Below are 12,013 nucleotides of genomic sequence, written 5' to 3' on the forward strand. Positions count from 1 at the left end.
AGCTGATTCCCCGGTGCCGCTATTTCACCTGCGCCGCTTTTACGGCGAGGATGGGGCAGTCCGCTTCGAGCAGGATCTGTTGGGCCGTGCTTCCCATGATCAGCTTCCCCACGGGAGTGCGTTTCCGCAGGCCGATCACAATCAGATCGGCCCGGTGCTCGTTGGCCGCCTGCAAGACCTCGCTGGCTGCGTCGTTGCCGCGGACCGGCTGCAGGATCAGGTGCTCAACGCCTTCCGCCTTGAGTCGGTCCTCGACTCCGGCGATGTCGTCGCCCTGGGCGTAGCGCCGGTCGACGAGTGCATCGCCGCGGGACGAGTTGACCACCACCAGGAGCTTCCGGCTCTTCCGGGCTTCGGTGATCGCTGTTTCCAACGCGGCCACCCCCTCGGAGCTGGGAACGTATCCGACAATGATGCTCACGGTTCCTCCTGGTGCCTGCGCGCGTGGACGGGCTGGTTGTTGCTTCCTGTTGATTCGGCCACCCGGGCGCCGCTTTCGGCCTCGGCCATCAGGACGTCGCTGCCGGCTTCAACGTCCTGCGGTAGCGGGCCCGCGGCGCCGGCGGCCGGCACCGCCTGTGGCCGTGACGTGCGCCAGGCCTTCAGCAGCAGCGGCCAGATCAGGATGATCGCCACGATGATGTAGATGCCGACGGCGATCGGCTCGCTCAAGAGGCCGGCCGGGTCGCCGGCGCTGAGTTGGAGGGTCTTGCGCAGTTGGCCTTCGACACGCGGCCCCAGGATCACGCCGAGGATGAGCGGCAGGACGGGGAGCCCGAACCGCCGCATCATGAACCCGAGTGCGCCGAGCACCAGCAGGATCACCAGGTCGAACGCCTGCAGGTTCACCGAGTAGGCGCCCAGCGTGGCGAAGAACAGGATCCCCGCGTACAGGTACGGACGCGGCAGTTGCAGGAGTTTCGCCCACAGGGGTGCCAGTGGCAGGTTGATGATCAGGAGCAGGAAGTTGCCGATGAAGAGGCTGGCAATCAGTGCCCACACCAGCGGTCCCTCGCTCGCGAACAGCTGCGGTCCCGGCTGGATACCGTAGGAGGTGAACGCTGCCAGCATCACCGCCGCAGTGGCGTTAGTAGGCAGCCCCAGTGCCAGCATCGGGGTCAGTGTGCCGGCCGCGGCCGCGTTGTTCGCGGCTTCCGGCCCGGCGACACCCTCGATGGCGCCCTTGCCGAACTCCTCTGGGTGCTTGGTGAGGCGCTTTTCCGTGACGTAAGACAGGAAGGTCGGGATCTCGGCGCCACCAGCGGGCAGCGCACCGAACGGGAAGCCGAACAGGGTTCCGCGCAGCCACGGCTTCCAGGACCGCTTCCAGTCCTGCTTGCCCATCCAGGGCTGCCCCACCGGGATGACGTGGAGCGGGGTCCGGCGCAGGTGGGCAGCCACCCACAGGGCTTCACCCACAGCGAAGATGGCCACGGCCACCACCACTATGTCGAGTCCGTCACTGAGCAGCGGCTGGCCAAAAGTGAGCCGCGCCTGTCCTGTGACCGAGTCCATGCCGACCAGCCCAATCGCCAGGCCCAAGCCCAGCGAGGCAAAGCCGCGCAGCCGCGAGGACCCCAGCACGGCAGTGACGGCCAGGAGGGCCAGGACCATGATGGCGAAGTAGCTCGGAGAGCCGAGACTGACGGCGAATTTCACCACAATGGGTGCGCAGACTGCGAGCAGGGCGGTGCCGATTGTGCCGGCCACGAAGGAACCGATGGCAGCGGTCGCCAGGGCCTGGGAGGCCCTTCCGGCCTTGGCCATCTTGTTGCCTTCAATGGCCGTGACCACGGAGGACGACTCACCCGGGGTGTTGAGCAGGATCGAGGTGGTGGACCCGCCGTACATGCCGCCGTAGTAGATGCCGGCGAACATGATGAAGGCGCTCGTGGGCTCCAGGACGTACGTCACGGGAAGCAACAGCGCCACGGTCATCGCCGGGCCCAGTCCCGGCAGGACGCCGACGGCGGTGCCCAGGACCACGCCGATCACGGCGTAGAGGAGGTTCATGGGGGTCAGGGCGGTGGCAAAGCCGTCCATGAGGGAGTTAAAGACGTCCATTTAGAGAATCCCTTCCAGCAGCCCGGCGGGGAGCGAAATTCCGAGCCCGAGGTAGAAGCCATAGAAGGTCAGCAGCGACAGCGCAACGGAGATGAGCCCGTCGCGGACATAGTGCCGGCCGCCCAGGGCCCATACGCTGCCCCAAAAGAGGACGGTTCCGGAAATGACCCAGCCGGCCCAGTCGATGAGCAAGATGTTGGCAACGAAAGCGCCAGCTAGGGGAAGCACGGTCTTCCAGTCGGCAGGATGGGACAGGTCGACGTCTTCGCCGCCTTCAGTCTCGCCGTGTCCGCCACGCATCACGTTGATGGCCAGCATTACCGCGCAGACCATCAGGAGGCCGGCCACGATGTAGGGGACCGTTTTCGGCCCGACGGGGTCCGATTTGGAGTATGGGGTCACCAGGCCGACGGCGTCCCACAGGACAAGCACGCCGGCCGCCCCGAGCAGGAGGGCGACCCCCAGCTCGGAGCGGCCTTTGAGCCTGGAAGTCAGGGGCGTCACGCCAGCCCAAGCTTCGTCAGAACGTCTGCCACCCGCTTGTCCTGCTCGGTCAGGAAGGACTTGAATTCGTCACCGGTGAGGAAAGCGTCAGTCCAGCTGTGCGACTTGAGGGCTTCCTTCCACGAAGCAGTACCGTGCATCTTTTCCAGGGCGGCGATCAGGGAAGCCTTGTCGGCGTCGCTGATGCCGGGAGGGGCAACCACACCGCGCCAGTTGCTGAAGACCAGGTCGATGCCGGACTCCTTCAACGTGGGGGCATCCACGCCTTCGAGACGCTTATCGCCGCTGGTTGCCAGCACGCGGACATCGCCGGATTCGATCTGCTTCAGGTACTCGCCCGCACCCGAGGCGGCGAAGCCGAGCTTGTTCCCGAGGATGGCCGGAAGGAGATCGCCGCCGCCGTCGTACGACACGAAGTTGACCTTCGTTGCGTCTATGCCGACGGCTCCGGCGAGTTGCATGGGCAGGAGGTGGTCGGGTCCGCCAGGGGAGGAACCGCCGCCCACGCTGATCGATGCCGGATTGGCCTTCCACGCCGTCACCAGATCACCGATGGTCTTGTAGGGAGAGTCCTTGCCGACCATGATTGCGCCGGGCTCCTCGATGAGCCGGGCCAGGGGAGTGGTGTCCGTCAGCTTCGACCCGGATTTGTTGGTGTAGCTGGCGCCGACGACGCCGAGGCCCATCAGCATGGCCAGGTCGCCGTTGCCCTTCTCGTTGACGACGCGGGCCAGGCCGACGGTGCCCCCGGCGCCGGCCAGGTTGAAGACCTCGGTGTTACTCGCGATTTTCTCGTCGTCGAGAACCTTCGCGGCGGCGCGGGCGGTGGTGTCGTACCCTCCGCCGGCGGTGTTGGGGACCAGGATCTGCAGTCCGGTAATGGGTCCCGCAGCGGCTCCGGAGCTGGACGTGGCGGTGGAGCTCTTGCCGGTGGCACCGCAGCCGGTGGCCATCAGGGCGATGCCGGCAGCGACGGCGGCAATTCGCAATGCGCGGATCTGGCGCATGTTGTCCTCTTCTCAAGTCAGGATGCTCAATTATTGGCCAATGGGCTGGCCGGTCATTCGATGCTAGGGGCGAACGTGACGGGCCTCACTCTTGTGTACGCAGAGAAACTTAAGTTCATTTCGTTCACGTTTCCGGCGCCTGACATGACGTGACCCACAGCCGAAACGGCACGGCCGGTGGGGTATAGTTCACGGCACCGCGCCGGATTGTGAACCATAAACGCGCCGTGTCCCCGCTCCCGCATAGCGGCAAACCATCCTGAGGAAAGACAGCACGTGACTCGACGAAGAGGAATGTCCCTGGCAGGACAGTATCTGGTTCTGCAGTTGCTCATAGTCTTGGCCGTGCTGGCAGGCGTTGTCGCAATCTCGCTGGCACAGTCGGCGGCTGCATTTGAACGGATTGAGGGTCGGCGGGCGTTGTCCGCCGCCGAGGCGCTGGGCAACAACCCCGCCGTCCGGGCGTTGCTTCCCGCGGCCGAGTCGCGGGCCGGCTCGGCGCTGCCCTCGGTGGCCGAGTCGGTTAGAACGGTTTCCGGGTCATCGCAGGTTGCGCTCGCCAAGCTGGACCGCACGGTCGTGGCGTCGTCCGACCCCTCTTTGCTGGGCCGCCCGCTGGAGCTGGGGGAGAGCCGAGTCATGGAGGGCCGGGCGTGGACCGGCGTTGTGGGCAGCCCCGGCACCGTCCTGCTCTCCGCCCATGTTCCCGTTCTTGATGATTCCGGAAGTATGATCGGGATCGCATCGATCGGCCGGAACTACCCGTCCGCCTGGGAACGGCTGGGTGAGGCCATTCCCAACTTGCTGACGTATCTGGGCGTCGCCAGCGTGCTCGGCGTGGCCGGGTCGCTGCTCCTCGCCCGGCGGGTCAAGCGGCAGACCCTCGGCATGGAGCCCAAGGACATTACCGGGCTTGTGGAAAACCGTGAAGCAATGTTGTACGGGCTGAAGGAGGGCGTGGTTGCGCTGGACCCGCACGAACGAATCACGGTCGTGAACGAAAGTGCCCGCCGGTTGCTGGGTTTGTCGCCGGACTGTGTGGGCAAGAACATCGGCAGCCTCGCCATGGAGCACGCTCTGCGAGAAGTGCTCACCAAGGACCAGCCAGGCCCGGACCGGCTGGTGCTGGTTGGCGAGCGGCTGGTTGTCCTCAACCGGATGCCCATGCTGTCGCATGGTCGGAATATCGGCTCCGTGACCACTCTCCGGGACCGCACCGAACTGGCGTCGCTGGAACGGGAACTGGGCACAACGCGCACCACGACGGACACCCTTCGCGCGCAGGCCCACGAATTCGCCAACCAGCTGCACACCATTTCCGGCCTTATCCAGATCGGGGAGTACGACGCCGTCGTGCAGTTCGTCAATGGCACCACCCTCGACCGGACCAGGCTCAACGACGACGTCACCAGCCGCATCGAGGACCCTGCGCTGGCCGCGCTGCTCATCGCCAAGTCCAGTCTCGCCGCCGAACGCGGGGTCACCTTGCAGCTTTCCCCCGACTCCAGGCTGGGCCGGGTGGGAGATGACATCTCCCGGGACCTGGCCACCGTCGTCGGCAATCTCGTGGACAACGCCCTCGACGCCGTCACTGGCACCCTGGAACCAACGGTCGACGTCCGGATCGAGGGCCGGGGTGGCTCCGCGCTCGTCGTGGTCCGGGACTCCGGGCCGGGCGTGCCTGATGCGGACCTGGAGGCCGTCTTCCGGCAGGGCTTCACCACCAAGCAGCCGACCACCGAAGGTGAGCGGGGCTACGGATTGGCGCTCTCCCGGGTGGTCTGCCAACGCAGCGGCGGCCAGCTCACGGTTCACAACGACGGCGGAGCGGTGTTCACGGCCAAGCTCGCCACGAGGAAGGTCGACGCATGATCAGGGTCTTGATTGTCGACGACGACTTCATGGTCGCGAAAGTCCACGCGGGATTCATCCAGCGCACAACCGGCTTTACCGTCGTGGGCACTGCCCACACAGGCGCCGAGGCGCTCCTGAAGACGCAGGACCTCCAGCCGGACCTCGTCCTCCTCGACATCCACCTGCCCGACGCCAACGGGATCGAACTGATGTCGCAGCTGCGCGGGGCCGCACCCGAACTGGATGTGCTCGTGATCAGCGCCGCACGGGAGGTCGAAACGGTACGGCGGGCCCTTCGCGGAGGCATAGTCCACTACCTCATCAAACCGTTCTCGCAGGCTGACCTGCAGGAACGGCTCGAGCACTACCGGAGCGCCTACCAAGGCTTGGACTCGACCAAGGATGTTGCCGAACAGTCCGACGTCAACCGGCTGTTCGGGGTGGAAAAGGCGGACAACGCCCGGCCGGCGCTGCCCAAGGGCTGCAGTGCGGAAACCCTCAGCCTCGTGGTCCGGGCGCTGCATTCGACGGCGTCGGACCTGTCGGCGGCGGAGGTCGCCGACCTGCTGGGCACCTCGCGCGTCAGCGCCCGACGTTACCTCGAGTTCCTGCACGACGAGACCAAGGTGGACGTCCGGCTCAAGTACGGCGCTGGACGGCCCGAACGCCGCTACGCGTTGAAGTCGGTTTGATGGCTGACGTTTGGACCTTGCCGCCGCAGTGGGAATCCCGCGGGCGGCCCCGGACGTGGATTCAGGCCCCGGACGGCAGGCGCGACGGCGGGATGGCGACATACAACGGGGTCCGGATCCAACGCTGGCCTGTCGCCCGGAACTCGGCCCGGGTGGAGAAGCGGTAGAGGTAGCTGCTGGCACGCACCCAGTGGGGCCGTTCGCCGTCGAACGGGTCATGGCGCAGCAGCCGCAGCGTGGGCCGGTCCGCCGCCAACAGCTTGGCCAGGAACGCGTAGAACCACTCCTCGTGCACGGTGCGCAGCGGCAGGAACCACATCAGCCAGTCAAGGCGCAGGTGGTACGGGGCGTACTGGCGCGGGATGCGCCGGACGTCTCCCGGCTTGCCCTTGAACCCATACTCCCGCCAGTCCGCGTCGTCCCCGGGTTCGGGGTCGAGGGTCCCCTCCACCACGATCTCGATCCGCCGCTTCGTGACAGTGCCGAACGCGCCGTAGGTGTTCACAAGCTGCCAGCGGTTGAACGAAGCGTTCATCAGCTGATGGTGGGAGAAGAGATTCTCGATGGGCCGGTAGCTGAGTACCGCAAGCAGCACGGTGGCGGCCAGGACCACCACGAGCCAGGGAACCGGCGCCTGGCTGCCGGCCCCGGCTCCGGCGCCTGATCCTGTTCCTGCGGACGCAGTTTGCCAGTCGAGCGGGATCGCCGGAAGCACGGCGTGCGCGACGGGATCGCTCACCGCTGCGAAGGCCAGGATGATCGCCATCCAGTTAAGCCAGGCGAAATTTCCGCTCGCCACGAGCCACAGCTGGGTGAAGATGATGATCCCGGCAGCGGCGCTGGCCAGGGGCTGCGGGGCAAAGAGGAAGAACGGCACCACCAGTTGGGCGAAGTGGTTGCCCAGGACCTCCACCCGGTGCCAGGCCCTGGGGAGCAGATGGGCCTGCCGGCTCAGCGGCCCCGGCATCGGCTGGGTCTCGTGGTGGTAGTACAGGGCCGTCAGGTCCCGCCACTCCGGGCCGCCCCGGATCTTGATCAGGCCGGCGCCGAACTCCAGCCGGAACACCAGCCACACCAGCAGGATCAGGATGGGCCTGGGCGGGGGAGTCTGGTCGGAGCCGAGGAAGGCCACCGTGAATCCGGCTTCCAGCAGCAGCATCTCCCAGCCGAAGCCATAAAACGTCTGCCCCACGTTCACGATCGACATGTACAGCAGCCACAGGGCCAAGAACGCGATGAGCGGAACCCAGGGCGGCCCGAGCTGGGGCAAACCGGCGATGAGCGTGGCGGCAATGGCCAGGCCGCTCCAGCAGACCGTCCGCAGCAGCCGGTCCGAGTAGCGCCAGCGGAACAGGCTGGGCCGGCCCAGGCGGTTGAAGCCTTCGAGATACGCCGGCACCGGCAACAGGCCGCGCTCGCCGAGGAGGGCCGGGAACTGGTTGAGCGAGGAGAGGAAGGCCACGAAGTAGAGGGTGGCGGTGCTGCGCTGCAGCACCTGCCGGGCGAACTCGTACTCCGGCGCGTCGAACCACGCGGTCCACTCCACGTTTTCCACGTTACGCCTCCGCTCTGCTGCGTCAACGCGTGGCGGCGACCCACCAGCGCGTGGAAACGGGCCCCGAGCACAGAACCCCGTGCGGGATACTTGAATCATGCAGCCGCGAAAAATCGTCCTCCTCGGGTCCACCGGTTCCATCGGCACACAGGCGATTGACGTCGTCGACGGCGCCCCGCACCTGTTTGAGATCGTGGCGCTCAGCGCCGGTGGCGGCAACCTCGAACTCCTGGCCCGGCAGGCCGTGCATACCCGCGCCTGGGCGGTGGGAGTCGCCTCCGGGGAGGCCTCCGCCCTCCGGGACATGATCGATGACGCCGCCCGTGCGGCTTCAGTGACGGGCTACCGTCCCGAGATCATCACCGGCCCGGATGCGTCGACCCGGATCGCCGAAATCAGCGCCGACGTCGTCCTCAATGGCATCACCGGCTCCATCGGACTTGCCCCCACCCTGGCAGCGCTCCGATCCGGTGCCACGCTGGCCCTGGCCAACAAGGAGTCCCTGATCGTCGGCGGCGCCCTGGTCAAGGCCGCGGCCCGCGAAGGTCAGATTGTGCCCGTGGATTCGGAGCATTCGGCCATCGCCCAATGCCTGCGCTCCGGTTCCGCCGCGGAAGTGGACCGGCTGATCCTGACGGCCTCGGGTGGCCCGTTCCGCGGCAAGACCCGGGACGAGCTGCGTGACGTCTCGCCGCAGGACGCCCTCGCCCACCCCACGTGGGACATGGGCCTCATGGTCACCACCAACTCCGCCAGCCTGGTCAACAAGGGCCTGGAGGTGATCGAGGCGCACCTGCTCTTCGACATCCCCCTGGACCGGATCGACGTCGTGGTCCACCCGCAGTCCGTGGTGCACTCGATGGTCCAGTTCGTCGACGGCTCCACGATCGCCCAGGCCTCGCCGCCGGATATGCGCCTGCCCATCGCCCTCGGTCTCGGCTGGCCGGACCGCGTCCCCGGTTCCGCCAGCGCCTGCGACTGGAGCAAGGCCACCAGCTGGACGTTCGAGCCGCTGGACGCCGCGGCGTTCCCCGCCGTTGCCCTCGCGAAGGCTGCCGCCAGGCAGGGCAGCACGTTCCCGGCTGTGTTCAATGCCGCGAACGAGGAGGCGGTGATGGCCTTCCACGCCGGGCAGATCCGGTTCACGGACATAGTCGACACCATCGACGCCGTCCTCAGCGAACACACAGGATCCTCCGGGCTGACGGTGGAGTCGGTGCTGGATGCTGAAAGATGGGCACGCGCCCGCACGCACGAACGTTTAGCCGTCAGAAGCGTCTAGGAAGCAGCAGATCACGCCCATGAGCCCCGTCCTCCTCTTTGTCCTCGGTGTCGTCTTCGTGGCGATCGGCATCGCCGTGTCCATTGCCTTGCATGAAGTCGGGCACCTGCTGCCGGCCAAGCTGTTCAAAGTCCGCGTGACCAAGTACATGATCGGGTTCGGACCCACCGTCTGGTCGAAGAAGCGGGGCGAAACCGAGTACGGCCTCAAGGCCATCCCGCTGGGCGGCTACGTGTCCATGATCGGGATGTACCCGCCGAACAAGGAAGACGGCACCGTCCGCACCTCCAGCACCGGCATGTTCCAGTCGCTGGCATCCGATGCCCGCTCCCTGGCCCACGAGGAAATCGGCCCCGGCGACGAAAACCGGGTCTTCTACCGGCTGCCCGTCTGGAAAAAGATCATCATCATGCTCGGCGGCCCCGCGATGAACCTGCTGATCGGCGTCGTGTTGACCGCTGTGCTGTTGATGGGATTCGGTACCGCCAGCCAGACCACCACCATCGCCGACGTGTCCAAGTGCCAGGTCAAGGCCGGCGAGATCGTGGACCCGAACTCCGCCGACTGCAAGCTCACGCCCGCCGCGGCCGCGGGCCTGTTGCCGAACGACACCATCACCTCCTTCGACGGCAAGGCCGTCACCAGTTGGGACGAACTCACCGGCTGGATCCGCGCCTCGGCGGACAGGCAGGTCAGCATCACCGTGGAGCGCGGCGGCGCCACGGTCGCCACCACCGTCACGCCCGTGCTCTCCGCACGCCCGGTGATCGGTCCCGACGGCCGTCAGGCCAAGGCCGCTGACGGAAGCCTCCAGTACCAGGACGTCGGCTTCCTGGGCATCGGCGCCCGGACGGAACTCGTGCAGCAGCCGGCGTCGTCCGTGCTGCCGATGGCGGGGGAGAACATCAAGCAGGTTGCCGGGGTTGTGGTGAACCTGCCGGCCCGCGTGGCCGGCGTGGCCAAGGCAGCCTTCAGCGAGGAACCCAGGGACCCCAATGGCCCCATCAGCGTGGTGGGCGTGGGCCGCGTGGCCGGCGAGGTCGCCGCCATGGAGGAGGTCCCGCTGCAGTCCCGCTTCGCCGCCCTGATAGGTTTGCTGGCCGGACTCAACTTCGCCCTGGCCGTCTTCAACCTCATTCCGCTGCTGCCGCTCGACGGCGGCCACGTGGCGGGCGCGCTATACGAGGGGGCCCGCCGCCAGATCGCCAAGCTGTTCGGCCGCCCGGATCCCGGTGCCTTCGATATCGCCAAGCTGCTTCCGGTGACGTATGTGGTGGCGGTGCTGCTGATGGGCATGGGAGCATTGCTGATCTACGCGGACATCGTCAAGCCGGTCAACCTCTTCGGATAAGGGATCCGCGCCGGACGTTCCAGCCAAATTCCTTTGACTTTCGCTATAAGCTTTTTTCGGCTGATTTTAATTAATCAGTTGGAAATGATTGATTATTGTTGATCACCTCCCTAGGCTGGATGTCATGTACGTCATGACAATCGACCAACGCGGCAGCACGGGCGACATCGACCGTGTCCCCGGGCTCCTCAAGGAACTCAGTGCCCTCTCCACCGCCGGGCGCTTTGAACGTTCGGTGGGCGACGAGGTCCAGGGCGTCGTGGAACGGGCCGACGAGGTAGTGGAGATCGCCCTGCATGCCCTGCGCAGCGGCCGCTGGTACGTCGGAATCGGGGTGGGGGAGGTGGACCTGCCGCTGCCCGCCAGCCCGCGGGAAGGCTCCGGTCCTGCCTTCGTGGCAGCCCGGGCCGCCGTCGACCGCGCCAAAGGGGCGGCCGCCCATGTGCCGCTCGCCGTGGTCCCCGGCCGCGGCCGGCGGGTAAGTGCAGCGGCGGCCGCGGACGGCGCAATCGGGTCCCGGGAGGCGAAGGCCTGCGCCAACGCTGAGGCGGTGCTTCGGCTGATTGGCCGCCTGGTCCAGGACCGGACTGCGGCGCAATGGAAGGTGGTGGACGTGCTGCGCTCGGTGCGGCACGGCACCCACGGCACCCATGGCACCCAAAAAATTGCAGCGCGGAAACTCGGAATCACGGAGCAGTCGGTGAGCCGCGCAGTCCTTCGCTCGGGCTGGCAGGAAGAATGGGCGGCGAGGCCGGCGGCAGAGTTGTTGCTCACCCTCGCCCACGACAGCACCGAAGGAGAGAAGTGAACGCCCTCTGGATCACGTTGGCCCTGCTCACAGCCGGCTTCGTCGGCTGGCCGGTCACCGCGTGGGTGTTCCGTCTCGCCCGGACCATTGATGACCGGACCCTTGATGGGAGAGCCGGTGAAAGCGGCAGCACTGCCGGCGGGGACGCGGCTGAGGACCCCTCTGCCGACTCCACCACGGACCCCGAAATCCAGGCGTCCCTTGATGCCGGACCGGACACCGCGCCGGCCGCCGCGGGTGCGGCTCCGCCCGCCGACACCGTCAGCAGCGTCCGCATCCTGCGCGGCGGCGCCATTATTGGCATCCTGGAACGGTTCGCCGTTTGCCTGGCAATCCTCGCCGGCCAGCCCGTCGCCATCGCCTATGTCGTGGCGATCAAGGGCCTCGGCCGGTTTGCCGAGCTGAAGGCCACCCCGGTTGCCGCCGAGCGGTTCATCATCGGAACCCTCACCTCCATGCTCTGGGCAGCCGGCGTCGCCGCCCTGGCCAAGGTCCTCGTCCTCGGCTGACCGCGTGCCCCGCCGTCCCCCTGATGGGAACCGGGCAGACAGGGCGATAGTGTATCCATATGACTGTTTTTGCTGTGGAGTACGTGTACGACGCCGAATCTTCCGAGGTCCGCGATGCCAGCCGCCCGGCGCACCGCGAATGGACGGCGGGACTTGCCCGCGAGGGCGCCCTGCTGGCCAGCGGCCCCTACGGCGACGGTGCGGGCGCGCTGCTCATCTTCAAGACGGCCGACGAGGCGGCCTTGAATGACCTCCTGCGGCAGGACCCGTTCGCGGCCGCCGGTGCCATCTCGGGCACGCGCACCACCGTGTGGGCGCCGCTGACCGGTCTTCTGGCCGAGCACGCCTAGCCTTCCCGCCCACACCTTCGCTTCATCGATACTAAAA

Annotated in this window: 12 protein-coding genes; 7 read left to right on the forward strand and 5 right to left on the reverse strand. The window is 67.0% G+C overall.

Features of this window, described 5'->3' with window-relative positions:
- Nucleotides 1-19 precede the first annotated feature (19 nt).
- From BLQ10_RS01610 to BLQ10_RS01625, 4 genes are read right to left on the reverse strand one after another with little or no spacing between them, the layout of a single operon-like run.
- Nucleotides 20-421, reverse strand: coding sequence for a universal stress protein (locus BLQ10_RS01610; protein ID WP_091557518.1), 402 nt, complete (start codon nucleotides 419-421; stop codon nucleotides 20-22).
- Nucleotides 418-2,064, reverse strand: a complete 1,647-nt coding sequence (locus tag BLQ10_RS01615; RefSeq protein ID WP_254785345.1) for a tripartite tricarboxylate transporter permease — start codon at nucleotides 2,062-2,064, stop codon at nucleotides 418-420. Before BLQ10_RS01615 ends, BLQ10_RS01610 begins: the two co-directional genes overlap by 4 nt.
- The gene (locus BLQ10_RS01620) at nucleotides 2,065-2,568 is read right to left on the reverse strand and encodes a tripartite tricarboxylate transporter TctB family protein (protein WP_091557521.1); all 504 of its coding nucleotides are present in this window, start codon (nucleotides 2,566-2,568) and stop codon (nucleotides 2,065-2,067) included.
- Nucleotides 2,565-3,575 carry a Bug family tripartite tricarboxylate transporter substrate binding protein gene (locus BLQ10_RS01625; RefSeq protein WP_091557524.1) on the reverse strand — a complete coding sequence of 337 codons (1,011 nt, stop codon included), beginning with the start codon at nucleotides 3,573-3,575 and terminating at the stop codon, nucleotides 2,565-2,567. The genes BLQ10_RS01620 and BLQ10_RS01625 overlap by 4 nt, the downstream gene beginning before the upstream one ends.
- Nucleotides 3,576-3,869: 294 nt before the next feature.
- Here BLQ10_RS01625 and BLQ10_RS01630 point away from each other — a divergent pair, with 294 nt between their 5' ends.
- Together BLQ10_RS01630 and BLQ10_RS01635 are read left to right on the forward strand one after the other, a co-directional pair.
- Nucleotides 3,870-5,447: a sensor histidine kinase gene (locus BLQ10_RS01630; protein WP_091557526.1), complete on the forward strand. Its 1,578-nt coding sequence runs from the start codon at nucleotides 3,870-3,872 to the stop codon at nucleotides 5,445-5,447.
- A complete protein-coding gene (locus tag BLQ10_RS01635) occupies nucleotides 5,444-6,121 on the forward strand; it encodes a response regulator (RefSeq protein ID WP_091557529.1) in 678 nt (225 codons plus the stop codon). Before BLQ10_RS01630 ends, BLQ10_RS01635 begins: the two co-directional genes overlap by 4 nt.
- A 61-nt stretch (nucleotides 6,122-6,182) precedes the next feature.
- On the opposite strand, the gene BLQ10_RS01640 is transcribed toward BLQ10_RS01635, so the two are convergent.
- Nucleotides 6,183-7,667 (reverse strand): lipase maturation factor family protein, encoded by a 1,485-nt coding sequence (locus tag BLQ10_RS01640; protein ID WP_091557946.1) that lies wholly within the window; start codon nucleotides 7,665-7,667, stop codon nucleotides 6,183-6,185.
- 106 nt (nucleotides 7,668-7,773) lie between these two features.
- Here BLQ10_RS01640 and dxr point away from each other — a divergent pair, with 106 nt between their 5' ends.
- From dxr to BLQ10_RS01665, 5 genes are all read left to right on the forward strand, one after another.
- The gene (dxr, locus tag BLQ10_RS01645; protein ID WP_091557531.1) at nucleotides 7,774-8,958 is read left to right on the forward strand and encodes a 1-deoxy-D-xylulose-5-phosphate reductoisomerase; all 1,185 of its coding nucleotides are present in this window, start codon (nucleotides 7,774-7,776) and stop codon (nucleotides 8,956-8,958) included.
- A 19-nt stretch (nucleotides 8,959-8,977) separates the two neighbouring features.
- Nucleotides 8,978-10,309, forward strand: coding sequence for a M50 family metallopeptidase (locus BLQ10_RS01650; RefSeq protein ID WP_091557533.1), 1,332 nt, complete (start codon nucleotides 8,978-8,980; stop codon nucleotides 10,307-10,309).
- A gap of 124 nt (nucleotides 10,310-10,433) precedes the next feature.
- A complete protein-coding gene (locus tag BLQ10_RS01655) occupies nucleotides 10,434-11,117 on the forward strand; it encodes a MarR family transcriptional regulator (RefSeq protein WP_091557536.1) in 684 nt (227 codons plus the stop codon).
- Nucleotides 11,114-11,626: a hypothetical protein gene (locus BLQ10_RS01660; RefSeq protein WP_091557538.1), complete on the forward strand. Its 513-nt coding sequence runs from the start codon at nucleotides 11,114-11,116 to the stop codon at nucleotides 11,624-11,626. Before BLQ10_RS01655 ends, BLQ10_RS01660 begins: the two co-directional genes overlap by 4 nt.
- Before the next feature lie 59 nt (nucleotides 11,627-11,685).
- Complete coding sequence (locus tag BLQ10_RS01665) at nucleotides 11,686-11,976, forward strand: YciI family protein (protein WP_091557540.1); 291 nt, start codon at nucleotides 11,686-11,688, stop codon at nucleotides 11,974-11,976.
- The last annotated feature ends 37 nt before the right edge of the window (nucleotides 11,977-12,013 follow it).

Origin of the sequence: Arthrobacter sp. ok362 (assembly GCF_900102785.1) — a bacterium.
Lineage (GTDB): Bacteria > Actinomycetota > Actinomycetes > Actinomycetales > Micrococcaceae > Arthrobacter.